The sequence below is a fragment of the Streptomyces sp. NPDC104581 genome, assembly GCF_055583685.1.
The window spans coordinates 93,232-117,429 of sequence record NZ_JBVJNN010000004.1 but is presented as its reverse complement, the minus strand read 5'-3'; the positions used below and the strand labels follow the sequence as shown (position 1 = coordinate 117,429).

The window sequence follows — 24,198 nt, the reverse complement described above, 5'->3', positions numbered from 1 at the left end:
CTCATTCCGCTCTCGTGGTGCGGTGCGTGAGCGGGACCCTGCCCGGCGGACGGCGCCGGGACTCCAACCGTAGGCGGGTCAGGGCTCGATGAGGCCGGCCCGGATGGCGTACCGGGTCAGTTCCACCCGGTCCCTGAGCCCCAGTTTCTGGAGCAGATTGGCCCGGTGACGCTCCACCGTCTTGGCGCTGATCACCAGCAGGTCGGCGATCTCCTTCGACGAGTGGCCCTCGGCGACGAGCTTCAGGATCTCCTCCTCCCGTACGGTCACGGCCTTCTCCGGGATGCTCTCGCCCCGGCGCACCCGGTCCAGATAGTTGCGGATGAGGGCGGTGACGGCGCCGGGATAGAGGAACGGCTCGTCGCGCATCGCCGCGCGGCACGCCTCCAACAGGTCGCGGTCCGCGACCGACTTGAGCACGTAGCCGCTCGCGCCGGACTTCAACGCCTCGAAGAAGTACTGCTCGTTGTCGTACATCGTGAGGATCAGGATGCGGGTGTCCGGCAGCAGCCTGGAGAGTTCACGGGCGGCCTGGAGACCGGTCATCCTGGGCATCGCGATATCGAGGATGGCCAGATCGGGGCGGTGTTCACGGGCCATCTCGATGGCCTCGGCGCCGTCGCCCGCCTCGGCGACGACGGTCAGGTCCGCCTCGCCGTCGAGGATCAGCCGCACCCCGCGCCGGACGAGGGCGTGGTCGTCGGCGAGCAGGATGCGCGTCGGCGCCGGGGCGGGCGTGGGCGCCGGGCCGAAGGCCGGGCCGTGTCCGGGAGCGGGGCCCGTGCCGTGTCCTGGGCCCGGGTCGTCCTCGGGGCCCGGGCCGGAGACGTGTCCGGATGTGGGGTCGGTCATGACGGTCTGTGGCTCCCGTTCGTCGGATGCGTCGCCGGTCCGATGTGCGTGGTGGGTACGTGCAGCCGTACCTCCGTACCCCCGCCCGGCGCGTCGCCCACCGACACCTCGGCGCCGATCAGCAGCGCGCGCTCGCGCATGCCGCGGATACCGGCGCCCTCGGGGGCCGCCCCGATGCCGCGCCCGTCGTCCCTGACCAGCAGTTCGAGCCCGAGCGCGCCGTGGTGCAGCGCCACGGCGACACTGCGGGCCCGCGCGTGCCGGATGATGTTGGTGAGCCCTTCCTGCGCCACCCGGTAGAGGACCAGTTCCACTTCCTGGTCCAGCGCGGGGAGATCGCTGTCGAAGCTGCGTCCGACGGTGAGTTCGGTGTGCGTGGTGGTCTCGTTCATGAGCGCCTTGAGCGCGCTGATCAGCCCCAGCTCCTCCAGTACACCGGGGCGCAGCCGGCGGGCGATCCTGCGGATCTCGTCCAGGCTGTCCCTGGTGGTCTCCTGCACCTGGAGCAGATCGTCCCGCAGCGGTTCCGGCGCCCGGTCGGCGACGCGCCGCAGTTCGAGCAGGACCGCCGTCAGGGTCTGGCCGATCTCGTCGTGCAACTCCTGGGCGATCCTGCGCCGTTCGGCCTCCTGGGCGGAGAGCGCCAGCGCGCTGCTGGCCGCGCGTTCGGCCTCCAGCCGGTCGAGCATCGTGTTGAACGTCCGGATCAGCTCGGCGATCTCACCGTGTCCCGACACGGCCGGCCGGGGGCCCGGACGCAGCAGATCGGTGATGGTCATCGCGCGGGTGAGGCGCTGGAGCGGCCCGAGCCCGACCCGCAGCAGCGCGGCGTTCGCGATCAGCATGGCGACCAGACCGGCGGCCATGATCATCGCCTCGGTGAGCAGGACCGGCGTGGACACCGTGACGGGGCCGAGCAGCAGCAGCGCGGTCGCCGCGAAGAGCACGGCGGCGTTGAGCAGGAAGATGCGCCAGAACAGGGACACGGAGTACGGCCTCCTCGGGGTGGACCTCCCCACTATCGCCCGAACGCGGCGCGGGTCCCCGCCACCCCGGGGCGATCTGCATGTCCCCCACCACCGGATACATGTTCCACACCCCCGTATATGGGTGCCGGCACCGATGGTGACGACCCCCCACGGCGGGTGATCGTGGAGGCGGAGATCAGGCGGGTACGGGGCGGCCGAGAAGCAGGCCGTCCGGAACGGCGTGGCACACCGAGGGGAAGCGTAGATGGGCATCACGGCCTGGCTGGCCGTCGGGGTGTTCGCGGGTGTCTACGTCCTGATCGCCACCGAGTGGGTCCACCGCGTGAAGGCCGCTCTCGGCGGTGCGGTCATCATGCTGGCGCTCGGGGTGACCGATGCCGAGCACGCCTTCTTCTCCGAAGAGGCGGGCATCGACTGGAACGTCATCTTCCTGCTGCTCGGGATGATGCTGATGGTCTCGGTGCTCAAGAGGACCGGTGTCTTCGAGTTCATCGCGATCTGGGCGGCGAAACGGGCTCGCGGCAAGCCCTACCGGCTGATGGTCCTGCTGATCCTGGCGACCGCGGTGCTGTCCCCGTGGCTCGACAACGTGACGACCGTCCTGCTGATCGCACCCGTCACGATCCTCGTCTGCAAGAAGCTCGGCCTGCCGGTCGTGCCGTATCTGATCGCCGAGGTGATGGCGTGCAACATCAGCGGCGCGGCCACCCTGATCGGTGACCCGCCCAACATCATCATCGGCTCCCGCGCCGGTCTCTCGTTCAACGACTTCCTGCTGCACATGACGCCGATCGTGGTGGTGCTGATGGTGGTCTTCGTCCTGATGAGCCGCGTGATGTTCCGCAAGGCGTTCCACTACGACCCCGAGCGGGTCAAGTCCGTCATGGAGATGGACGAACGGGCCGCCATCAAGGACCCCCGGCTGCTCAAGCTGAGCGGCATCGTCCTGCTCGCGGTGATGGCCGGCTTCGTCCTGCACACCACGTTCCACATCGAGCCCTCGGTCGTCGCGATCACCGGCGGCCTCGTCCTGCTGGCCCTCTCGCGGCTCGACGCCGAGGAGGTGGCGCGCGACGTCGAGTGGGAGACGCTGGCGTTCTTCACCGGTCTGTTCGTGATGGTCGGCGCCATGGTGCGGATCGGGGTCATCGGGGATCTCGGGGAGATGGCGGCCGAGGCCACCGAGGGCGAACTCCTCGGCACCTCCATGGCGTTGATCTTCGGCTCGGTCGTGCCGTCGGCCTTCATCGACAACATCCCGTTCGTCGCCTCCGTCAGTCCGATCGTCGCCGAGATCGTCTCCTCGGCGGGCGGTACGGACGAGGCGGGCATGCTCTGGTGGTCCTTCGCGCTCGGCGCCGACCTCGGCGGCAACGCGACGATCATCGCCTCGTCGGCGAACGTCGTGGTCGTCGGCATCGCCGACCGGGAGGGCCACCACATCTCGTTCTGGCAGTTCAGCCGCTACGGACTGGTCGTCACGGCGGTCACCACCGTCATCGCCGCGGTGTACGTGTGGCTGCGCTACTTCGTCATGGCCTGATCGCGACCGTCAGGCCGTGACGGCACGCGGCGCCCGCCAGGCGCCGCACCGACCCCGGGGGAGGAGGTTCCATGCAAGCCCCCGACGAAGACAGGCTCCTCGACGGTCTCGCCGACCGGCTGCGGCACGACGACCCCCGGTTCGCCGCCGCCTTCGAGCGGGGACTGCCCTGCCGTCCCCGGGAGTACCGGCGCGGCGCCGCGTGGCTGACCCTCGCCGTCGGGCTCGCGCTGCTCGGATCGGGCATCGCGCTGGGACACGGGCTGCTGCTCGCGGGCGGGCTCGTGGTGTCCGGGGCGGCCGGGCATCTCTTCGACCCGAACCGGGAGCACATACGGCGCGGTACGCCGCCGCCGTCCTGACCGCTCTCGCGAGACACGTCGATACCCCTACCAATCACCGCAATCGGCCCATTTTATTTTACGTTAAAATAGATCACGAGTGGTCGTCGCTCTGTTGAGCGTTGGGCTGCTCATTGCCGATCGGTGGTCGAGGCGGAGGGGCGACTCATGGGCGAGCGCACCCGTTCCCGCTTAGCGTCGCGGCCGGCCGCCGACTGACGGGTACCCGCCGCGCCGCATGGTGGAGAATTCCCCTCAAGGGGCCTTCGCGCCCGCACACCGCCAACGCATGCCCGCATGGAGCGCCTTCCTATGGAGCACACCGCTCACGTCAGCAAGACCGCCCTGCCCGGAGTCGGTACCCGCTACGACCTGAACACCGACTCGGGCCGCCACATCTCGGTCGTCGTGCACCAGGACGGGCGCCGCATCGTCGCCTTCCACGACCCCGAGGACGACGACAACTGCAAGGACTCCACACCGCTGGCCCCGTCCGAGGCGACCGCACTGTCCAAACTCCTGATGCCCGACCCGGTGGGACACCTGCACCAGCATCTGGAGATCGACCTCGTCACCGAGCACATCCCGATCACCAAACGCTCCCCCTTCGCAGGACGCACGCTCGGCTCCACCCAGGCCCGTGCCCGCACCGGCGCGTCCATCGTCGCCGTCCTGCGCCGTACCGACGCCGTCCCCTCGCCCACTCCGGACTTCCGCTTCGCACTGGGGGACACGCTCGTCGTCGTCGGCACCAGGGAAGGCGTGGACGCCGTCGCCGAACTGATCACCGGAGGATAAACGCCCGTGCACGACACGACCGCGCTGCTCATCGAACTCGGGGCCGTCATCCTCGGCCTGGGCCTGCTCGGCCGGCTCGCCGGGCGGGTGGGCTTCTCGCCCATCCCGCTCTACCTGCTGGCCGGCCTCGCCTTCGGCCACGGCGGCCTCATCCCCATGGCCGCCAGTGAGGAGTTCATCGCCACGGGCGCCGAGATCGGTGTCATCCTGCTCCTGCTCCTGCTCGGGCTGGAGTACAGCGCCTCCGAACTCGTCACCAACCTCAAGACGCAGTACCCCTCCGGCATCGTCGACTTCGTACTCAACGCGACTCCCGGCGCCGTCGCCGCGCTCGTCCTCGGCTGGGGACCCGTCGCCGCCGTCGCGCTCGCCGGCGTCACCTGGATCTCGTCGTCCGGCGTCATCGCCAAGGTGCTCGGCGACCTCGGCAGGCTCGGCAACCGCGAGACCCCCGTCATCCTCGGTGTGCTGGTCATCGAGGACCTCGCGATGGCCGTCTATCTGCCGCTGCTCACCGCGCTGCTGGCCGGACTGAGCCTCGCGGGCGGCAGCGTCACGCTGCTCATCTCGCTCGGCAGCGTGGGTGTCGTGCTGTACGTCGCGCTGCGCCACGGCCGGCTGATCAGCCGGGCCGTCTCCTCCGACAACCCCGAGATGCTGCTGCTGGTCGTCCTCGGCCTCACCGTGCTGGTCGCCGGTGTCGCCCAGGAACTCCAGGTCTCCGCGGCCGTCGGCGCGTTCCTCGTCGGTATCGCGCTCTCCGGGGAAGTGGCCGAGGGCGCCCACAACCTGCTCGCGCCGCTGCGCGACCTGTTCGCCGCCGTGTTCTTCGTCTTCTTCGGACTGAACACCGACCCCGCCGCCATACCGCCGGTACTCGTGCCCGCGCTGATCCTGGCCGTCGTCACCGCGCTGACGAAGATCGCCACCGGCTGGTACGCGGCGCGCAGGGCGGGTGTCAAGACGGCGGGCCGCTGGCGTACGGGCGGCACGCTCGTCGCACGCGGGGAGTTCTCCATCGTCATAGCGGGACTCGCCGTGGGAGTGGAGCCCCGGATCGGTCCGCTGGCCACCGCCTACGTGCTGATCCTGGTCATCCTCGGGCCGCTGGCCGCCCGCTGGACCGAGCCGCTCGCCCGGCGCTTCTCCCGGAGCACCTCGCCCAAGCCCTCGCCGAAGGCGTCGCCCGTACCGGAGCAGTCCGCCGCCGACGCGCCGGTCGCCGACGCGCCCGCCCCCGAGACACCCACCGCCTCCGGGACGACCGACACGGCTCATTCGCACGGCTGAGGCGCCGCGGCACCGGGCCCCCGGCGGCCCCGGCCCCGGACGCGCCGGAGGGGTCCGGAGCGCGTGACGCGCGCTCAGGACCCCTCCGATCGCCGGTACGGGCGAGCCGTCAGGGCTCAGACGCCGACACCGAAGTCGGCGGCGATGCCCGACAGACCGCTCGCGTAACCCTGGCCGACGGCGCGGAACTTCCACTCGGCGCCGTTGCGGTACAGCTCGCCGAAGACCATCGCGGTCTCGGTCGCCGCGTCCTCGCTGAGGTCGTAGCGCGCGAGTTCGGCGCCGCCGTCCTGGTTCACCACGCGGATGAAGGCGTTGCGGACCTGGCCGAAGCTGTGGCCCCGGCTCTCGGCGTCATGGATCGACACCGGGAAGACGATCTTGCTGACCTCGGCGGGTACGGCGGCCAGATTCACCTTGACGACCTCGTCGTCACCCTCGCCCTCACCGGTGAGGTTGTCGCCGGTGTGCTCGACCGAACCGTCAGGGCTCCTGAGGTTGTTGTAGAACACGAAGTTCTGGTCGGTGCCGACCTTCCCGGCCTCGTTCACCAGCAGCGCGCTGGCGTCCAGGTCGTAGTCGGTACCGGTCGTCGTGCGGACGTCCCAACCGAGACCGACCAGGACGGCCGTCAGTCCCGGTGCCTCCTTCGTGAGCGATACATTGCCGCCTTTGGACAGGGAAACTCCCACGCTGCTCCTCCTGGGGTCGAGCTGGTGACGGGAATGAAAATCTACAACACTGTAGAAGTGTGTGCGGAGCTGCGAAGCCGCCACGCCGGGGCTGCGCCGGATGGCTCCTGGCGGGGGTGGGCGGAGGGAGACGGCATGAGGGAACAGAGCGGGGCGGACGGTCCGGGCGACCGCCCGCGGCGGCGCGGCCAGGGCGAGCTGGAGGCCCAGGTGCTGGCCGTACTGCGGCAGGCCCCCGGACCGGTCAACGCGGGCTGGGTGCTCGACCGGCTCGGCGGGGACCTGGCGTACACGACGGTCATGACCATCCTGACCAGACTCCAGGCCAAACGGGCCGTCACCCGCGAACGGGTGGGCCGGTTCTTCGAGTGGTGCGCGACCTCCGACGAGGCGGGGCTCGCCGCGCTGCGGATGCGCCGCGTCCTGGACGCGGAGTCGGACCGCGAGGCCGTCCTGGCCCGGTTCGTCACCACGCTCTCGCCGGACGACGAGCGGCTGCTGCGCGACCTCCTCGGTCTTCCCGAGGACGGGACGGAGGACTGACCGGATGGGCGTGTTCGTCCTGCTCCCGTTGCTGCTGCCGCTGACCGCGGTGCCGGTCGCGCGCCTCGCCGAACGGCATCTCCATCCGCGGGTCGCCACCCGGCTGCTGTCGGCGCTGGCCGCCGTCCTGGCGGTGTGCAGCACGGTCTGCCTCGGGCTGCTGGTGGTCGTCGGTACGGTGCAGCTGCCCGGCCACCCGCTCCCCGACGCCTGGGCCGACCGGGAGGCCCCCACCACCGCGCCGTACGAGGAGGCCGCCGGCAAGGGCGCCGTCGTCGCGCTGCTCGCCGTGGCGGTGTCGTGGTCGACCGCCGCCCGCAGACACCGCCGGGTCCGCCGTGGGGCTGAGGACGCGCTGGCCGGGGTGCCGGACGGAGAGCTGACCGTTCTGACCGACGGGGCCGCGTACGCGTACGCGCTGCCGGCCGGTCGGAACGGGCCGGCGCTCCGCACATGGTTCACCGCGCGCCGGGGGACGCGCCGGGGGACCTCGCCGCCGAGTGACGGGGCGTCAGGGGGCCGGATCGTCGTCTCCACGGCCATGCTCGCGTGTCTGGACGCCGGTGAACGCGCGGCGCTCGTCGCCCATGAACGGGCTCATCTCACCGGGCACCACCACCGCTATCTGCTTCTCGTCCGTTTCGCGGCACGGGCCAACCCGCTGCTGATGCCCCTGCGTTCGGCCGTGGCCTACGCGACGGAGCGGTGGGCGGACGAGGAGGCGGCCCAAGTGACGGGCGAGCGGCGGGTGGTGGCGCGGGCCATCGGCAAGGCGGCGCTCGTCTCGCGCGGTACGCCCACGCCGGCACTGGCGGGCTTCGCGGCGCCGGGACCGGTGCCGCGCCGGGTCGCCGCGCTGCTGGAGCCCGCGCCCTCGGCCGTGCGCTGGCCGCCGGTCTTCACCGCGGTGGGCCTGGCGATCTGGGCGGCGGCGGCCGGGACGCTCGGATCCGCGCTCTCCTCCGCGAACGCGACGGTCACGCTGCTGCTCGTGCTGAAGACGGCCGGTCCGCTCTGAACCCGCCCGGCGAGCGGGGCGGTCCGGCCCGCGCTCGAACGCCGGACGGGTCGCGTGAGCGGCCCGTCCGGCGCCTGAGGCGGCGGAACTACGGGAACTAGACGTCGAACTCCTGCGGCTGGAGGTCGAGCGCGAAGCACGCCTCACGTACGACGGCCCGCTCCTGCGCGTCGAAGTGGCCGTCGGCGCCGCCGATGATGATGCCGATCTGGATGACGGCACGCGCCTCGGCCGGCTTCTTCTTGGCCTTGGCGACCTCCTGGAGCACACCGACCTTGCCGATCGCCATGTCGGCGACGAGCTGGTTCAGATAGTCGTCGAAGCGCCTCTGGAGATCGGCGGGCGGGAAGTTCCGCAACACGTCGTTGCTGGTGATCAGCTGGGTGACGCGCTGACGTTCGGCCTGGTCGATGGAGCCGTCGGCCGCCGCGACCAGGGCGCACATCGCCATGCTGGCGTCACGGAACGAGCCGCTCTTGAGGTCGTTCTTCTTCGCCTCCAGCTGGGTCTGCATCGTCTGCGCGGATTCCTTGATGCGATCCCACAGGGCCATGAGTGCTCCGTATGTCTCGGGCTGCCCGTACCGGAGGGGGTGGCACGGACAGTGCTTGTTTCTACAGTGATGTAGAAGTTACCAGGTGTCGGAGTCGTGCCCGCCGGACTCCCGCCACATCGGCGGCTCGGCGGGCGTGTGCGGTACCGGTTCGAACAGCACCGCGCGTAGAACGTGCGGCGCGAACAGCGCGGTCATCGGCGCGGCGAGATGCAGCACGGCCCGGAACGCCGCACCGACATCCGGATTTCCGCCCGCCCGCCGCTGCACCCGCTCCAGATACCAGTTCGCCGGCCGGTCCACCGCGCGGGTCCGCGCCGCGTCACCGATGACGCCGGGCATCTCCTTGTCCGCTCCGGAGGAGATGTCCCACGCCGGACGCCCCGAGTCGAAGAGCGCCTGCTGCACACGCCGTGTCGTGGGCGTACGGCGCCGGTCCGCCAGCGTCTCGCGCAGCGCGAGCGCGTTCAGGGCCGCGACGGTCATGCCCTGCGCGTAGACCGGGTTGAAGGCGCACAGCGCGTCGCCGATGGCGAGGAAGCCGGCCGGACGGCGGCCCGGACGGTCGTACCGGCGGCGGACGTTGGCCGTGTTGCGGAACGCCCGAACGGGCGAATCCGGCTCGGCCCGCATCAGCCACTCGTACAGGAACGGGTGCGGGAGCCGCTTGGTGAAGTCGGCGAACTCCGCCCCGTCCGAAGGGGGTTCGCTCCCGCGCACCCCCGAGAGGGTGACGAGGTAGCGGCCGTCCTCCATCGGCAGCGCGACGCCGCCGCACACCTGGTCCGGGTCGGGGACGACGTAGTAACCGACGGTGTCGGTGAAGCCCTCGTTGTCGCCGGGACGGTAGACGCGGGAGGCGTACGCGAGTCCGCTGTCGAGCGTCTCCTCACCCGGCGGTTCGGCGCCGACGGCCGCGAGCCACTCGTGCGCGCGCGAGCCGCGGCCGGACGCGTCCACGACCAGATCGGCGGTGAGCGCGCGGGTGACGACACCTTCGCGGGCGGCCTTGGCGCCGGCCCCGCGCTCGCGGAGCAGGACGCCGGTCGTACGGACCGCGTCACCGAGCAGGCCCACCACCTCCGTACCCTGCACCGTCTCGATGCGCGTGTCCGTCAGAACCCGGCTGCGCACGAGCCATTCGAGGAGCGGACGCGAGGCCGTGAGGAGATGGGTGGTGGAGGGGGTCCGGCGGTACCAGATGCCCGACTGCCACTGCACCATGTCGCCCGGCATCCCGACCTCGGGCGCGCCGTGCTCCCGCAACTCGTCGATGATCCCCGGCAAGAGCGTCTCCAGCGCCGACTGGCCCCCGGCGAGCAGCACGTGAATATGGCTGCTCTGCGGGACGCCGGACCGTGCCTTCGCCTCGTCGGGGAGGCGGTCACGCTCGACGATCGTCACCCGGTCCGCGTGGGCGGCGAGCACCTGCGCCGCGAGCAGGCCCGCGATGCCGCCGCCGATCACCACCGCGTGCCGTGCGGGGCGGCCCGTGTGCCGGTGGGGCGGGATCGGCTCCCCGGTTTCGGGCGCCACCCGGCCGGCCACGTCGTCGTCCATACTCATGTCTCCCGTTCTGTAAGGCAGTTGATCGTCAGCGTCCAGTATGTCGGAGTCGGCTCACGGTGCGGACGTCCTCCGTTCGGCGGTCCTGCCTTACGCGGTTGACGCGCTCACCGGGCGCCGGGGCGTGCCCGCCGAGTGGGGCCGTCCGCCTCGCGGAGCGCCGCGGTCAGCCACTCCACCCACATGCGCTCCAGATCGATTCCGGCACGCAGCACGAGATGCCGCAGCCGGTCCGCCTCCGTCGCCCGCGCCCCCGGACCAGGCGGGAAGTCCCGTGCCTCGATGTCCCGGTACTCCGCCAACTGGGTCTCGTGCAGGGCGAGATGGCGGCGCAACTCGACGGGGAGCCCGGCCGTCCCGACGACCGCCGCCGCCCGCATCCGCAGCAGCAGGGGGTCCCGTACGGGTTTGGGATCCTCCCGGCCGGCCACCCAACCGGTCAGTTCCTCGCGACCGGCGGGCAGGACCTCGTACTCCTTCTTGCGTCCACGGGCCGGCTGTTCCGGGGCCAGGGCGCGGATGTACCCCGACTCCTCCAGCCTGCCCAGCTCCCGGTAGATCTGCTGGTGGGTCGCCGACCAGAAGTAGCCGATGGACCGGTCGAACCGGCGGGCGAGCTCCAGGCCGGACGAAGGTCTTTCGAGGAGGGCGGTGAGGATGGCGTGGGGGAGCGACATGACCGCATCCTAAAAGTACCGGCCGTCCGGTCAGATCGTGGCGGCGAGCCGGGTCCCCTGGTCGATGGCGCGCTTGGCGTCGAGTTCGGCGGCGACGTCCGCGCCGCCGATGAGATGAGGGTCGGCTCCGGCCGCGCGGAGCGCGTCGTACAGCTCACGCCGTGGTTCCTGTCCGGCGCAGAGCACGACCGTGTCGACCGGCAGGACGGCGGGGGAGCCGTCGACCGTCAGATGCAGCCCCTCGTCGTCGACGCGGTCGTACACCGCGCCCGCGATCGTGGTGACTCCCCGGTGCCGCAGCTCGGTCCGGTGGATCCAGCCCGTGGTCCTGCCCAGCCCGGCGCCCACCTTCCCGGTCCTGCGCTGGATGAGGTGGACGGTCCTCGGCGGCTTCGGCCGTACGGGCTCCCGCAGCCCGCCGGGGGAGCGGTAGTCGGTGTCGACGCCCCACTGCCGGAAGTACGTGTCCGCGTCCAGACTCGCGCCCTCCCCGCCGTCGGTGAGGAATTCGGCGACGTCGAAGCCGATTCCCCCGGCGCCGATGATCGCGACGCGCTCGCCGACGGTGACGTCGCCGCGCAGTACGTCGAGGTAGCCGACCACGCGGGCGTGGTCGATGCCGGGGATGCGAGGCGTCCGGGGAGTGACGCCGGTGGCGACCACGATCTCGTCGAATCCGGCCGTCGCGCCCGTCAACTGCCCGGCCGTGACCGGGGTGTTGAGCCGCACGTCGACCGCGAGCCGGGTGAGCCTGCCGCGGAAGTACCGCAGCGTCTCGCCGAACTCCTCCTTGCCGGGAACGCGTTTGGCGACATTGAGCTGTCCGCCGATCTCGTCCGCCGCCTCGAACAGCGTGACCGCGTGACCGCGTTCGGCCGCGGACACCGCGCACGCCAGTCCGGCGGGACCGGCACCGACGACGGCGACGCGCTTGACACGCCGGGTGGGGGACAGGACCAGCTCGGTCTCGTGGCAGGCCCGTGGATTGACCAGACAGGAGGTGATTCTCCCGCTGAACGTGTGGTCGAGGCATGCCTGGTTGCAGCCGATGCAGGTGTTGATCCGGTCGGCGTGCCCGTCCCGCGCCTTGGCGACGAAATCGGGATCGGCCAGGAAGGGGCGCGCCATCGACACCATGTCGGCGCGCCCGTCGGCGAGCAACCGCTCGGCCACCTCGGGGGTGTTGACGCGGTTGCTCGTGATCAGCGGTACGGAGACCGACCCCATGAGGGCCTTGGTCACCCAGGTGTACGCGCCGCGTGGCACGGACGCCGCGATCGTCGGGATCCGTGCCTCGTGCCAGCCGATCCCGGTGTTGATCAGGGTGGCGCCCGCCGCCTCGATCTCCTTGGCCAGCGTGACGACTTCGGTGAGCGAGGAGCCGCCGGGCACCAGGTCGAGCATGGACAGCCGGTAGACGAGGATGAAATCGGGGCCCACGCGCTCCCGGATACGGCGGACGATCTCGACCGGGAAGCGGATGCGGTTCTCGTAGGAGCCGCCCCACCGGTCCTCGCGCCGATTGGTCCGCGCGGCGATGAACTCGTTGATCAGATAGCCCTCGGACCCCATCACCTCGACGCCGTCGTACCCGGCCAGCCGCGCCAGCTCCGCCGCCCGTACGAAGTCCTCGACCGTCTCCTCCACCTCGTCGTCGGTGAGGGCGTGCGGGACATGGGGGCTGATCGGGGCCTGGAGCGCGCTCGGCGCCACCAGGTCCGGGTGGTAGGCGTACCGTCCGAAGTGCAGGATCTGCATCGCGATCCGGCCGCCTTCGGCGTGCACGGCCGACGTCACCCGCCGGTGCTGCTCCGCCTCCGCCCCGGTCGTGAGCCGGGCGCCGCCCTCGTAGGGCCGACCCCGGTCGTTGGGCGCGATGCCGCCGGTCACCATCAGGCCGACGCCGCCACGGGCGCGGGCCGCGTAGAAGGCGGCCATCCGGGCGAAGCCGTTCTCGGCCTCTTCCAGTCCGACGTGCATCGAACCCATCAGCACCCGGTTGGGCAGGGTGACGAAGCCCAGGTCGAGAGGGCTGAACAGGTGGGGGTACGGGCTCATGGGGGGCTCCTCGCGCGACGGCTGCGCTCCAGTAGTAGCCCGGCCGCCACACTTTGTGCAACGAGTTGCACAAAGTGTGGCCGGTCTCTCGTCGACCGCCCCGGAGCCCCGGGCGCGCGGGCGCCGTGGTCCGTACGCTCAGACCTTGCGGTAGTCGTACGCCTCCGCCGCAGCGGCCTCGATAGCGTCCAGGTCCGCGCCCGCCGACGCCGAGACCACGGCCGCGACCGCGCCCTCCACGAAGGGCGCGTCCACCAGCCGGGCGCCTTCCGGCAGTTCGTCACCCTCGGCCAGCAGTGACTTCACGGTCAGCACCGCGCTGCCCAGATCGACCAGCAGCGCGACGCCCGCGCCCCGGTCCACCTCGGCGGCGGCCGCCGCGATCAGCTCGGAACTGGTGCCGAGCCCGCCGTCCGGAGTACCGCCCGCGGCGGCCACCGGAGCGGTGGTACCGCCGCCCGCGAGCCCGATCGCCAACTCCGCGACCGCCTCCGCCACCGCCCGGCTGTGCGACACCAGCACGACACCGACCGGCTTCGCGGTGCTCATTCGCCCGCCGTCGCGGCCAGGGCCGCGATCAGCAGCGCGGCGGACGTGGCGCCCGGATCCTGGTGCCCGATGCTGCGCTCGCCGAGATAGCTGGCCCTGCCCTTGCGGGCCAGCAGCGGAACGGTGGCCACCGCGCCCTCCTCCGCGGCGGTCGCCGCCGCCGCGAACGACGTACCGAGCGCAGCCACCGCCGGCTCCAGCGCGTCGATCATCGTCTTGTCCCCGGCCTTCGCACCGCCCAACTGCGCCACGGCGGCGACCCCGGCGCCCAGCGCCTCGGCCAACCGCGCGGCCGAGACCTCGGCGGAATCGCCGAGCGCCTTGCCCGTACGCCGCAGCAGCGTCCCGTACAGCGGGCCCGAGGCGCCGCCCACCTTGGAGATCAACTGCCGCCCCGCGAGGATCAGCGTGGCACCGGGCGTCTCCGGCGGCTCCGACTCCAGCGCGGCGACCACGGCCCGGAAGCCGCGCTGGAGGTTGCTGCCGTGGTCGGCGTCGCCGATCGCCGAGTCGAGATCGGTGAGGCGGTCCGCCTCCCGCTCCACGGCGGCGGCGGCCGCCGTGAGCCAGCCGCGGAAGAACTCGACGTCGAGCACCGGCTCGGAATCCTGGTCGGACACATGGTCTCCTCGAAGAGCGTCGTGCGTACGTGTCGGACGTACGTGCCTGCGGGGCCGGGCGGGCCCCCGCCGGTCAGCGGCCCCAGCGCAGTGCGGGTGTCTGCACCGGCGCGTCCCAGAGCCGCAGCAGATCCTCGTCGACCTGACAGAGGGTCACGGAGCACCCGGCCATGTCGAGCGAGGTCACGTAGTTCCCGACGAGCGTACGGGCCACCGCCACGCCACGCTCGGCAAGTACCCGCTGCACCTCGGCGTTGAAGCCGTACAACTCCAGCAGGGGCGTCGCCCCCATGCCGTTGACCAGCGCGATCACCGGGCCCGACGGATGCAGGTCCTCCAGCACCGCGTCCACTGCGAAGTCCGCGATCTCACGCGAGGTCATCATGGCGCGCCGCTCGCGCCCCGGCTCACCGTGGATACCGATGCCCAGCTCCAGCTCGCCGTCCGGCAGATCGAAGGTCGGGCTGCCCTTGGACGGGGTCGTCACGGCGCTGAGGGCGACACCGAAGCTGCGCGCGTTCTCGTTCACCTGCCGCCCGATCGCCTCGACCCGCTCCAGCGGCGCGCCCTCCTCGGCGGCGGCGCCGGCCATCTTCTCGACGAAGAGCGTGGCGCCCGTACCGCGCCGACCCGCCGTGAACAGACTGTCCGTCACGGCGACGTCATCGTTGACCAGCACCTTTCCGATGCGGACGCCCTCGTCCTCGGCCAGCTCGGCCGCCATGTCGAAGTTGAGGACGTCGCCGGTGTAGTTCTTGACGATGAACAGCACTCCCGCACCGCTGTCCACGGCGGTGGCGGCCCGCACCATCTGATCGGGCACGGGACTGGTGAAGACCTCACCCGGACAGGCGGCGGAGAGCATCCCGGGCCCCACGAACCCCCCGTGCAACGGCTCATGCCCCGAACCGCCGCCCGAGACGAGCCCCACCTTTCCCTCGACCGGCGCGTCCCGGCGCACGACGACGCGGTTGTCCACGTCGACGGAGAGTTCGGGGTGCGCGGCGGCCATTCCGCGCAGTCCGTCGGCGACGACGGTCTCCGGCACGTTGATGAGCATTCTCAACGGATCCTCCTCGAGAGTTTCTTCCGGTCAGGCTTCTGAGCTGCCGACTTGCCGCCGGCTCCGCGCCGACTTCCCTGACGAGCCGTCAGCCTGCGTTGGGTCCGGTCCTTGCCCGTGCCCGGCGCACTCAGTATCGAAGAGGCGGGCGTGATCGTGAAGCCTGGCGCGCTGACATGGGGTGCCCCGTGTGGAGTGCGGTGCGCTCCCTGAGCCCGTCACACAGCTGCCTGACCTGACTGGCGTAAGGCCGCGAGAACGGACAACGGCCCGGACCATGGGAATACGGGCCTTCGCGTCAGGTGCCCCACAGGTCCGCCGAGGTGCCGGTCCAGGTCCTGTGCCCGGCCCGGCGGATAGGTGACTCGGGCCGGTCCGGTCGCCAACTGCCCATTCGCGAATGGCAGTTGCTCGCGCGACGCTCACTGGCGCGCTGCCTTCGATCGGTGTGTGGTCGGGGAGAGGGCGGGCAGGCGCATTGTCATCTGTTCTCTCTCCTTCTGGAGGGTCGTTGCCATGCCGGTCTCGCAGTTCGTGCCCGTGCCCTCGGATGCCGCGGCGGACGGGGCGGTGAGCGCGGGCCTGCCGTGGATCGAGGACACGGGGAAGGTCGCGCCGAGAGACGCCAAAGCCCTGTCGAAGCTGTTCTTCGAGCGGCTCGCGGTGCTGGAGGAGGGTACGCCGGGGCACCAGTACGCCCGTGACACGCTGGTCGAGATGAACCTGACACTGGTGAGGTACGCGGCGCGCCGGTTCCGCAACCGCGGTGACGGCGCCATGGAGGACGTCCATCAGGTCGGCACGGTCGGGCTCATCAAGGCGATCGACCGCTTCGATCTCTCGCGCGGGGTCGAGTTCAGCTCCTTCGCCGTCCCCTACATCTCGGGGGAGATCATGCGGCATTTCCGCGACTCCACCTGGGCGGTTCATGTGCCGCGCCGGCTCCAGGAGTTGAGCGGCGACATCACCACGGCCCGCGAGGAGCTGAACCGCCGGCTGGACCGGGTTCCGTCGGTCGCCGACCTCGCCGGGCACCTGGAGGTGTCCGAGGGCGAGATCAGCGAAGGTCTGGTCGCCACGGCCGGCTACAACGCCGGGTCCCTCGACGCCCCGGTCGGCGACGACGGGCAGTCCAGCGGGGACATCACCTACGCACACGCCCTGGGCGAACGTGATCCGGGCATGGACCTGGTGGAGAACCTGCACGCCCTCGGTCCGCTGCTGCAACAGCTCGGCGAGCGGGAGCGGCGCATCATCGAGATGCGCTTCGGCGAGGAGATGACCCAGACGCAGATCGCCGACGAACTCGGCTTCTCCCAGATGCACATCTCCCGGCTCCTCACCCGCACCCTGGCCGAGCTCCGGACCGGCCTCCTCACCGAACGCTGAGCCGCGCGGGCCTGCCTCATGAAGGGTGAGAGCCGGAAGTACGGGTACGCGGAGGGGCCGCAAGGGCACCACGCGGTGTGGAGGAGAGATGAGCAAGCCGAAGGACGCCTTCCAAGCGGCTTTCCGCCGGCTGGCGGGCATGAAGAAGAGGACCGACGGGATCGCCCTCGGTGACGAACGGCTGAGGAGGGAGGGTGAACGCGAGCAGGAGTCGGCCCGGGAACGCTGGAACCGGTCCCGGCCGTTCGGCCGGCCGAAGCGATGAGCGCGGGGATGTCCGCGTGAGCGTCCGCCGGCGGCGCGCCCGGTACCCCGGGCGAGTGCCGGGCGGGCTCGCGCCGTGCTGCGGATGCGGACGGCGGGCGGAGCCACCAGGCTGAGACGGATATGACCGGTCCCGGAGACGACAGGAGCCGGGGCCGCCCGGACCGTACGAGGAGGATGGCCGACATGCCGGCTGGATCGAGCCCCAGACGGGAGCGTCAGTACGAGCACATCAAGGAGGGCGCCGAGAAACGGGGAGCCTCCACGGGCCGGGCGAAGGAGATCGCCGCCCGGACGGTGAACAAGGAGCGGGCCCGCTCCGGCGAGTCCAGGACCGCGAGCAAGGTCTCCACCCGCGACCCGAAGTCCGCGTCGCGGCATGGCGGCGAGCGCTCGCACAGCGGCTCCCGGGGGCCCACTCGCGATCAGCTGTACGAGGAGGCCAGGAAACGCGGCATCGACGGCCGCTCCTCCATGAACAAGGACCAGCTGCGCGAGGCCCTCGGCCGCTGACCACCGGGCAGGTCACCCGAAGCCCGGGAAAGCCTGCCTCATCAGGTGTCGGTGACGGGCTTGACGGCGTTCGAGTGGGACTCGCCCCGCCTCCCGGTGGCTCCCGGCGGCTGTGGCGCGGGCCGGGCAGTGTGATCGGGGTGGCCCCGGGTACGCCGGGCCTCCTTCATCTCCGCCTCGTACAGATGGCTCCGCCCGTCGGCGAGTTCCTGTCGCACCCGCCCTTCCACCTGCGTGAACGGTTGGTAGAAGGTGGTGTTGTACGCCTCGATGATCTGAAAGGTCCAGTGACCGGGGATGACGTTGCGCCCCACCATCTCCCGCTCCACCAGGTCGGCCTGCTCCACATGGCCCGCCGCTCGCAGCTGCTCCACCGCCCTGCCGAGGGCCAGGTCGGCACCGCCGGTCAGCTGGTGGAAGGCGTACAGGTGTCCTCTGGCCTGCTCGACGGTCTCCAGCGCCTCCGACAGGGTGCCGAGGGCCTCGATCGTCCTGTCGCTCACACCTTCGGGCCGCAGGTGTCCGGGCGCCGGGGTGTCGTCGTCGAAGATCTCGTCCATACGGTGATCCTGCCCTGAACGCCCCGCCTTTCACGGAGAACGGCGCGGCCCGGATCCTGTTGACCTGCTAGCCTTTCCGGGCCGTGCGAGAGATCGAGGAGGTGGTACCCGTGAACGTATCGACGTGGGTGCTCTCCTCCGGAGTCACGGTCGGGCGATAGGTCGTCGTCCGGGAGCGCCGTTCTGTGCACTCCTGAAAGGCACGACCATGCGTTTCACCTCTGTTCGGCGCCTCGACGACGGTGTCGTCGAGCGCGGGTTCACCCTCGGCGAGATCCCCGGCATCCTGTGGACACCTGAATCCGCGTCCGCGTCCGCACCCGTACCGCCGATTCTGCTCAGCCCTCCTCCTGTCGGACTGCGCAGGGCGTACCCCCGCCTGGTGGGCCGAGCCCTGCACTCCGCGGCGGAGGGTTTCGCCACGGCCACCATCGAACTCCCCGGCAACGGCGACCGGCCCCGCCTGCCCGCCACCGAGCGGGCCGTCGCCGACCTGCGCCGGGCACTGGCGGCCGGCGAGACGGTCGGCGACGAGATCATCGACGCCCTCGTCCTCCCGCTGGTCGACCGGGCGGTCCCGGAATGGCGGGCCGCCCTGGACGCCCTGCTGGCGCTGCCCGAGATCGGCGGCCCGGTGGGGTACTCCGGGGGAGTGATCTCCATCGGCACCCGCCTGGCGGCCGTCGAGCCGCGCATCGCGGCCGCCGTGCTGTTCGCCGGGAGTTTCGTCCCGCGCGTCATGTTCGAGGAGGCCCGGCGGGTGACCATTCCGTTGCACGTCCTGTTGCAGTGGGACGACGAAGGCAACGACCGGCAGGCGGCCCTGGACCTCTTCGACGCCTTCGGTTCCACGGAGAAGACCCTGCACGCCAATATGGGCGGGCACACCGGAGTGCCTCGGCACGCGGGAGACGCCGCGGCCCAGTTCTTCAACCGGCATCTGCGCTGAGGCGTGTTCTGAGAGTGGCGTCGTGAGCCGGACGGGACTTCCACGTCGCGCCCCACCACGACGCTGACCGGCCGCGGCCGGGTGCCGGCGTCCTTCGCGCCCCGGAGGGGACGCCGGCACCCGGGAGGAGAGGCCGCGGGAGCCGGCCGCGCGCGGATGCGCGTGGCCGGTCCGTCAGTTGTCGTGCCGGCCCCGGTGGCGCCGTACGGCGAGGACGGCGCCCGCGCCCGCGACGACCGCCGCGGCTGCCGCGCCCGCGATCGGGAGGGTGGCGGGGGAGGAGCCGGTCGACGCCAGGTTGCCGCCGGTCGTGGCCGTACCGGCACCCCCGGCCGACGAGGTCCCGCCCGTGGAGCCGGTCGAGCCCGTCCCGCCTGTCGAACCCGGCGAACCCGTCGAGCCGGTGGAACCCCCCGTCGAGCCGGAGCCGCCGTCGGTGCCGCCCGTCGTACCACCCGTGCCACCGGTCGTCGCGCCCGGCTCCCCGCCGGTGACCTCCAGCGTGATGGGGGCCGTGTCGTTGGTCCTGTCGGGGTCGAACGGCAGTTTCCGGTTGCTCAACGCCACCGAGCCCTCGGCGCCCGCCACCTTCTTGTCGATCTTCAGCTTGAAGGTGAAGGTCGCCGTCTCCAGATGTTCCTGCGGGCGGGTCGTGAGGCCGCAGCCGTACACCTTGCCCTCGGGCTTGCAGTAGAAGTCGGGCTTGACGACCGACGTGCCCGCGGGGAGCTCGACCAGGACGGAGGTCCACGGTGTCCCCGGCTTCGACCAGACCCAGCCGGGGCCGGTGTTGGAGAAGGTCACCTTCATCGTCACCGTGTCGCCGGGCTTCCCCCGCAGCGCCGCGCCCGTCACCTCGTAGTCGGCCGTGTTGACCGATGTGACGGGCACCCGCAGCCGGTCCGCGGACCCCGTACCCCCGTTCGGCGACTCGACCAGTTCGATCTCCGGCGCGGTGCCGGGGAGCGGGGTGCTGTTCTCGTCGGGTGACGGCTCGTAATCCGTGACGCTCACCCACATCTCGTCGTCGAAGGCGTGCTTCTCGGCCTTGACGGCGAACGGCTTCTGGGGCGTGTAGGCGACGCCCGGCTTCACCGCCTCGTCGAACGCGCATATCGCGATCCACCGCTCGGGCATCTCGTCGTACGCACCGACGTACTGCTTCTGGCAGTTGGAGGGAACCTCCGGGAAGGCGAGACCCCGGGTGGCGGTGTACTTGATCCACACCTTGCCGACGGTCGTGGTGCCGTTGTTCACGACGGTGACCGGCAGATCGACCGGGCTCCCCGGTGTCACTCGGGTGATCGGCTCGATGTCTCCGAGGGCCAGGGAGGGCGGCGCCTCGTCGCCCACGGCGGCGGGAGCGGCGCCCAGCGCGACGAGTCCGGCGGCGCCGAGGGTGGCGGCGGCGGAACGGGAGACGCGGCGTCGGTACGGCGGGGTCGGCATTGACGGAATCCTCTGTCGGGACATCGCTGAACGGAAGGTGTCCTTCGGGAGAACGGCCACCTGTACCCCCTAGACACCTGCCGACCCCGAACAGTTGCACGTGCCGCGCCGGATCCTGACGGTGCGTACGGTCCGTGCCGTGACGCCGAGGGCGGGCGAGCGGGCCGTTGACGGACGACGGCGCGCGGTTCCGGCGCGCGGCGGCTCAATCCCCACCTTGTCGGCCGGCCCGCGGCGGTGAAACATGAGCGGAAATCCATGACGTAGGCATGACATAATGGAGGGTCCCGTGAACCGTACTCCCGCCTCCCGCGCACGACTGATCACCGTGGCGTCCGGGCTGCTCGCCGCCACCGTGCTGACCGCCCCGGGCGCCGCCGCCGGCGAATCGGGTACGAGTACGAGCGCGAGTACGGGAAGGGCCACCGCGGCTCAGCTCACCGCGGCACACACCGCCCTGGTGCGCGCGGACGTGGCGGGCAGCGCGTGGTACACCGACGCGGCGAGAGGCACCGTCGTGGTCACCGCGGACAGCACGGTCGACGCCGGCGAACTCACCGCGCTCACCGAGGCGGCGACGACCCCGGCCGGGACGCCCGGGATCAACCGCGTCCCCGGAGAGTTCGACACGTACATCGGCGGCGGTGAGTACATCCAACTGCCGGGCGGTATCCGTTGTCTGGTCGGCTTCAACGTGCGGGACGGCGCGAACGTCAAATACGCCCTGACCGCCGGGCACTGCACGGAGACGGGCGATGTCTCCAGCATCGGCACGACCGTCGACTCCAGCTTCCCGGGCAACGACTACGCCCTCATCCGCTACGCGGACCAGAGCGCCGCCGAGGGCTCCGTCTCCCTCCAGAACGGCTCCTACCAGGACATCGCCTCCGCCGGCAACGCGAGCATCGGGCAGCAGATCACCAGCAGTTCCCCCACCGGAGGCCTGCGCGGCGGCACGGTCGTCGCCCTCAACGCCACCGTCAACTACGGTGGCGGCGACATCGTCAGCGGACTGATCCAGACCAACCTCTGCGCCGAACCCGGCTCCAGCGGCGGCCCGGTCTTCTCCGGCACCCGGGCCATCGGCCTGATCTCCGGCGGCGGCGGAAACTGCGCCTCGGGCGGTACCACCTTCGCCCAGCCCGTGGTCGAACCGCTCTCCGCCTACGGCGTGTCCGTCTACTGACCCGTACGGCGGGAGGCGGGGAAGCGGAAAGCCGGACCCCTGTCGGGGCCCGGCCCGCCGCGTGCTCGTGCGCCAACACGGAGTACGCGAGTTGTCCCTGTGCAAGCGTGGTTGGAGCCGACCGCTTCAGAGAAGGCCGTGCTTCGAGCAACGGCCTCCCGGATGGTGTCAGCCCGCCGATTCGACGGCAACCAAAGTAAGACGTCCGCGCTACAACGTGACCCCCGTGTCCTGACCGGGAGTAACAGCGGCACTGACCGCGTCACCCGGGCCGCGCGTCCGTCCTGGTCACACAATCGGTCACCGCTGTCCCGGTATTCCGGCCGCTGTCCCAGCCTCACGCGCGACTAATTATCCCCCGGGACTGGTGTACGACAATCGTCCTCGGCCGGTTGATCAGGCTGGCACGATGCTCATCACCGCTGCTGGCAGCGCCAACTGCCGATGCGGAAGCCGTACTTGGAGCACCGTCCCGCGGCGCGCCCGCGCGCGCCGTGCCGAGCTTTGGAGAACATCGTGCCCGCACGTCCTACCACAACGCACTGCGTCCTGCCCGTTCCGACGACCCTCGGCGGTGCGGAGGCCGCGGTCGTCGTCGTGATCGTCGTGATCGCCGCCGCCCTGAGCGCCACCGGCCGGCCGGACGCCGACACCCTGCTGCTGCTCGCCGGTGCCGGCGCGGTCGGGGCCTCGACCGCGGCGCTGGCCGCGCGGGGCCCCGGACTCATACCGGACCCACTCGTCCAGGGCCTGTCGGCTCCCGGCCGCCACTGAACGGGGCACCGCTCATGGGACGCCCCGAGAAGGAGATCCCCCGTCCCGAGAGCGCCCTCGGCGCTCTCGCCGTGTACCTGCGCCGCGCCCGGGCCCGAGCAGGACTCACCTACGGTCAGATGGAGGTGCGCTGCGGGATCAGCATCGCCACCCTGGCCCGCGCGGCAGGCGGCGAACGCCTGCCCACCAAGTCCGTCGCCGTCACCTACGACCAGGTGTGCCGCGGCGGTGGCGACGTCCACGAGCTGTGGGAGAGGGCCCGCCGCGCGGAACGCGGCCAGCGGGCCAGCGCGGTCGCCGCGCCACGGCTGGACCTCGTGGGCAACCGTGTCGACCTCGGCAACGCGCTGGTGAAGGTCCACGCACAACTGGGCGCGCCGAGCCTGCGGGTCATGGAGAAGCGGGCCGAGGAGAAGGTGAAGCTGTACGGGACGCTCTCCCGTTCCACCGCGCACCGCATCCTCACCAGAAACGCGTTCCCCAAGAGCCCGCAGCAGCTCCAGGCATTCCTGATCGCCTGTCAGGTACCGGACCGTGACCACGCGTTGTGGCACAGCGCGTGGCGCCGCGCACAGCGTCAGTACGAGGACGAACGGCCCCGGCGCACCAAACCGGAACTGCCACGCCGGCCGATCCGCCCGGAGGTCGCCGTCACCATGCTGCACGAGGCGGGGTTCACCGCGGAGGAGAAGTTCCGGGGCCTGACCCGGCCGTGGACCGTCCGCTGCCAGAACTGTCACACGCTCTGCCGCATCCGGCTGTCCGACGTCTGGGAGACGGGCGTCGGCTGCCCCGAGTGCCGAGTCGTCGGACGCCGAGTCCCGCCGCCGCCCTCCCGGGCGGACCGCGAGACCCCGGCGAGGGCATGCCCGGTCTGCGAGGAACCTTCGACGACCCAACTGCCGCGAGGCGGGCTCCGGGACTGTTCCGGCTGCCGCAGGGAGCCGGCCGAGCGGATGGACCGGAACCGGACCGCACTCACCTTCTCGACAGCGGGCTCGCCGTTCCGCATACCGGCGAGGGCCAAGCCCCCGGGCATCCGGCCGGGCGGCCCCTGGGCGCGCTGACCCGTCCGGGGACGGGCGGCCGTACGTACGCCGTGCCGCCTTTCCGCCGTATCGGCGCGCCACGCCCGGGAACCACTGCTCTCCCGTCAACTCGCCTGTCACAGTGGGAGGTTCCGCGAGGACGATCACATGTGCCGTGAGAGGCACCGCCACCGACGTCCGGGGGACGTATGGCCGCATCGGCGGGCGGCGTGGCCGGGGAGGACCGGCCGAACGACCTGGTGCGCGACGTCGTGCGCGCGGTCGCCGCCGGTGTCGCGCCGGACGAGCTGCCGGTGGTGGACGGGCTTCGCCGGTTCGACGACGCGACGGTGGTCCGCCGGCTCGGCGGATCCGGCGAGCGCCGTGAACCGCTGGGGGTTCGGGGCCGACGAGATCGTGCTGCTGATCACCCCGGTCGTGTGGCCGGTGCTGAACGAGCTGGGCCAGCGGCTGGTGACCCGGACGGCGGACGCCGCCGAGCAGGGCGCGGGCAGCGTGTTCCGGTCCGCCGTCGGCAGGCACCGGTCGAGCTTCCCCCACTGACACGCGAGCAACTCGCCGAGGTGCGGCAGCTCGTCCTCGCGGCGGCCGAGAAGCGCCGGCTCTCTCGGCGGCGGGCCGAGGAGATCGCGGACGCGGTGGTCGCCGAACTGGCCCTGGCCGACCCCGAGCCGCTGTTCCGCGTCTCGGCCCTCATGGTCTTCCTGACCGGCGTCACGGCCTGCACGGCGCAGATCCACCTGCTCAACCACCTGGTGCCGTACGGCACGGCGACCACGGGGAGGTCCCTGGCCGCGATGACCGCGCGCAGGACCGTCCGCGTCCGCCGCCCCGGGCGGGCCCGGCGGCCCTGATCACGCCCCGCTCGGGGAGGGGGAGCCGATCGGGTGGCCGGTGGCGGCGCGCGTTTGCC

The 24,198-nt window shown here is 71.5% G+C and carries 27 protein-coding genes; 15 read left to right on the top strand and 12 right to left on the bottom strand.

What is annotated here, in order from left to right:
• Window positions 1-78 precede the first annotated feature (78 nt).
• The gene (locus tag ACZ61E_RS05370; RefSeq protein WP_469697708.1) at window positions 79-852 is read right to left on the bottom strand and encodes a response regulator transcription factor; all 774 of its coding nucleotides are present in this window, start codon (window positions 850-852) and stop codon (window positions 79-81) included.
• Window positions 849-1,838 (bottom strand): sensor histidine kinase, encoded by a 990-nt coding sequence (locus tag ACZ61E_RS05365; protein ID WP_469697707.1) that lies wholly within the window; start codon window positions 1,836-1,838, stop codon window positions 849-851. The genes ACZ61E_RS05370 and ACZ61E_RS05365 overlap by 4 nt, the downstream gene beginning before the upstream one ends.
• Before the next feature lie 247 nt (window positions 1,839-2,085).
• Between ACZ61E_RS05365 and ACZ61E_RS05360 the strand changes: the two genes are divergently transcribed.
• From ACZ61E_RS05360 to ACZ61E_RS05345, 4 genes are all read left to right on the top strand, one after another.
• The gene (locus tag ACZ61E_RS05360) at window positions 2,086-3,384 is read left to right on the top strand and encodes an ArsB/NhaD family transporter (RefSeq protein ID WP_469697706.1); all 1,299 of its coding nucleotides are present in this window, start codon (window positions 2,086-2,088) and stop codon (window positions 3,382-3,384) included.
• 71 nt (window positions 3,385-3,455) lie between these two features.
• A complete protein-coding gene (locus ACZ61E_RS05355) occupies window positions 3,456-3,746 on the top strand; it encodes a DUF3040 domain-containing protein (protein ID WP_469697704.1) in 291 nt (96 codons plus the stop codon).
• 291 nt (window positions 3,747-4,037) lie between these two features.
• Window positions 4,038-4,523 (top strand): cation:proton antiporter regulatory subunit, encoded by a 486-nt coding sequence (locus ACZ61E_RS05350; protein WP_469697703.1) that lies wholly within the window; start codon window positions 4,038-4,040, stop codon window positions 4,521-4,523.
• 6 nt (window positions 4,524-4,529) lie between these two features.
• Window positions 4,530-5,813: a cation:proton antiporter gene (locus ACZ61E_RS05345; RefSeq protein WP_469697701.1), complete on the top strand. Its 1,284-nt coding sequence runs from the start codon at window positions 4,530-4,532 to the stop codon at window positions 5,811-5,813.
• A 116-nt stretch (window positions 5,814-5,929) separates the two neighbouring features.
• Here the strand turns inward: ACZ61E_RS05345 and ACZ61E_RS05340 are convergent, their stop codons facing one another.
• Entirely contained in the window at window positions 5,930-6,505 is a 576-nt protein-coding gene (locus ACZ61E_RS05340; protein ID WP_469697699.1) for a TerD family protein, read from the bottom strand.
• A 135-nt stretch (window positions 6,506-6,640) separates the two neighbouring features.
• Between ACZ61E_RS05340 and ACZ61E_RS05335 the strand changes: the two genes are divergently transcribed.
• Together ACZ61E_RS05335 and ACZ61E_RS05330 are read left to right on the top strand one after the other, a co-directional pair.
• Window positions 6,641-7,048: a BlaI/MecI/CopY family transcriptional regulator gene (locus ACZ61E_RS05335; RefSeq protein ID WP_078078740.1), complete on the top strand. Its 408-nt coding sequence runs from the start codon at window positions 6,641-6,643 to the stop codon at window positions 7,046-7,048.
• A 4-nt stretch (window positions 7,049-7,052) separates the two neighbouring features.
• Entirely contained in the window at window positions 7,053-8,066 is a 1,014-nt protein-coding gene (locus tag ACZ61E_RS05330) for a M56 family metallopeptidase (RefSeq protein WP_469697698.1), read from the top strand.
• Between the two features lie 97 nt (window positions 8,067-8,163).
• Here ACZ61E_RS05330 and ACZ61E_RS05325 read toward each other — a convergent pair whose 3' ends face one another.
• From ACZ61E_RS05325 to dhaK, 7 genes are all read right to left on the bottom strand, one after another.
• Window positions 8,164-8,619, bottom strand: coding sequence for a tellurite resistance TerB family protein (locus ACZ61E_RS05325; protein ID WP_469697697.1), 456 nt, complete (start codon window positions 8,617-8,619; stop codon window positions 8,164-8,166).
• 78 nt (window positions 8,620-8,697) lie between these two features.
• Window positions 8,698-10,083 carry an FAD-dependent oxidoreductase gene (locus tag ACZ61E_RS05320; protein WP_469697972.1) on the bottom strand — a complete coding sequence of 462 codons (1,386 nt, stop codon included), beginning with the start codon at window positions 10,081-10,083 and terminating at the stop codon, window positions 8,698-8,700.
• A 209-nt stretch (window positions 10,084-10,292) separates the two neighbouring features.
• The gene (locus tag ACZ61E_RS05315; RefSeq protein WP_469697695.1) at window positions 10,293-10,862 is read right to left on the bottom strand and encodes a PadR family transcriptional regulator; all 570 of its coding nucleotides are present in this window, start codon (window positions 10,860-10,862) and stop codon (window positions 10,293-10,295) included.
• Between the two features lie 30 nt (window positions 10,863-10,892).
• Window positions 10,893-12,920, bottom strand: coding sequence for an FAD-dependent oxidoreductase (locus tag ACZ61E_RS05310; RefSeq protein ID WP_469697694.1), 2,028 nt, complete (start codon window positions 12,918-12,920; stop codon window positions 10,893-10,895).
• A gap of 138 nt (window positions 12,921-13,058) precedes the next feature.
• Entirely contained in the window at window positions 13,059-13,469 is a 411-nt protein-coding gene (locus ACZ61E_RS05305; protein ID WP_469697693.1) for a PTS-dependent dihydroxyacetone kinase phosphotransferase subunit DhaM, read from the bottom strand.
• On the bottom strand, window positions 13,466-14,065 hold the full coding sequence (dhaL, locus tag ACZ61E_RS05300; RefSeq protein WP_469697970.1) for a dihydroxyacetone kinase subunit DhaL: 600 nt from the start codon (window positions 14,063-14,065) through the stop codon (window positions 13,466-13,468). Before dhaL ends, ACZ61E_RS05305 begins: the two co-directional genes overlap by 4 nt.
• Window positions 14,066-14,162: 97 nt before the next feature.
• On the bottom strand, window positions 14,163-15,155 hold the full coding sequence (gene dhaK, locus ACZ61E_RS05295; protein WP_469697692.1) for a dihydroxyacetone kinase subunit DhaK: 993 nt from the start codon (window positions 15,153-15,155) through the stop codon (window positions 14,163-14,165).
• Window positions 15,156-15,668: 513 nt separating this feature from the next.
• Here dhaK and ACZ61E_RS05290 point away from each other — a divergent pair.
• The 3 genes from ACZ61E_RS05290 to ACZ61E_RS05280 all read left to right on the top strand — a co-directional run bounded on the left by ACZ61E_RS05290 (window position 15,669) and on the right by ACZ61E_RS05280 (window position 17,318).
• Window positions 15,669-16,541: a SigB/SigF/SigG family RNA polymerase sigma factor gene (locus ACZ61E_RS05290; RefSeq protein ID WP_469697690.1), complete on the top strand. Its 873-nt coding sequence runs from the start codon at window positions 15,669-15,671 to the stop codon at window positions 16,539-16,541.
• An 88-nt stretch (window positions 16,542-16,629) separates the two neighbouring features.
• Entirely contained in the window at window positions 16,630-16,806 is a 177-nt protein-coding gene (locus ACZ61E_RS05285; protein ID WP_469697689.1) for a hypothetical protein, read from the top strand.
• A gap of 185 nt (window positions 16,807-16,991) precedes the next feature.
• Window positions 16,992-17,318: a plasmid stabilization protein gene (locus ACZ61E_RS05280; protein WP_469697687.1), complete on the top strand. Its 327-nt coding sequence runs from the start codon at window positions 16,992-16,994 to the stop codon at window positions 17,316-17,318.
• Between the two features lie 41 nt (window positions 17,319-17,359).
• Here ACZ61E_RS05280 and ACZ61E_RS05275 read toward each other — a convergent pair whose 3' ends face one another.
• Window positions 17,360-17,878, bottom strand: coding sequence for a hypothetical protein (locus tag ACZ61E_RS05275; protein WP_469697686.1), 519 nt, complete (start codon window positions 17,876-17,878; stop codon window positions 17,360-17,362).
• A 208-nt stretch (window positions 17,879-18,086) separates the two neighbouring features.
• Here ACZ61E_RS05275 and ACZ61E_RS05270 point away from each other — a divergent pair, with 208 nt between their 5' ends.
• The gene (locus ACZ61E_RS05270; RefSeq protein WP_469697684.1) at window positions 18,087-18,827 is read left to right on the top strand and encodes a dienelactone hydrolase family protein; all 741 of its coding nucleotides are present in this window, start codon (window positions 18,087-18,089) and stop codon (window positions 18,825-18,827) included.
• Between the two features lie 174 nt (window positions 18,828-19,001).
• On the opposite strand, the gene ACZ61E_RS05265 is transcribed toward ACZ61E_RS05270, so the two are convergent.
• On the bottom strand, window positions 19,002-20,276 hold the full coding sequence (locus ACZ61E_RS05265) for an LAETG motif-containing sortase-dependent surface protein (protein ID WP_469697683.1): 1,275 nt from the start codon (window positions 20,274-20,276) through the stop codon (window positions 19,002-19,004).
• Window positions 20,277-20,565: 289 nt separating this feature from the next.
• On the opposite strand from ACZ61E_RS05265, the gene ACZ61E_RS05260 reads away from it, so the two are divergent.
• The 5 genes from ACZ61E_RS05260 to ACZ61E_RS05240 all read left to right on the top strand — a co-directional run bounded on the left by ACZ61E_RS05260 (window position 20,566) and on the right by ACZ61E_RS05240 (window position 24,139).
• A complete protein-coding gene (locus ACZ61E_RS05260) occupies window positions 20,566-21,462 on the top strand; it encodes a S1 family peptidase (RefSeq protein WP_469697681.1) in 897 nt (298 codons plus the stop codon).
• Between the two features lie 516 nt (window positions 21,463-21,978).
• Complete coding sequence (locus ACZ61E_RS05255) at window positions 21,979-22,236, top strand: hypothetical protein (protein ID WP_469697679.1); 258 nt, start codon at window positions 21,979-21,981, stop codon at window positions 22,234-22,236.
• Between the two features lie 14 nt (window positions 22,237-22,250).
• Window positions 22,251-23,303 carry a helix-turn-helix domain-containing protein gene (locus tag ACZ61E_RS05250; protein WP_469697677.1) on the top strand — a complete coding sequence of 351 codons (1,053 nt, stop codon included), beginning with the start codon at window positions 22,251-22,253 and terminating at the stop codon, window positions 23,301-23,303.
• Window positions 23,304-23,648: 345 nt separating this feature from the next.
• On the top strand, window positions 23,649-23,828 hold the full coding sequence (locus tag ACZ61E_RS05245) for a hypothetical protein (protein WP_469697676.1): 180 nt from the start codon (window positions 23,649-23,651) through the stop codon (window positions 23,826-23,828).
• Window positions 23,829-23,848: 20 nt separating this feature from the next.
• Window positions 23,849-24,139: a hypothetical protein gene (locus ACZ61E_RS05240; protein WP_469697675.1), complete on the top strand. Its 291-nt coding sequence runs from the start codon at window positions 23,849-23,851 to the stop codon at window positions 24,137-24,139.
• Window positions 24,140-24,198: the final 59 nt, after the last annotated feature.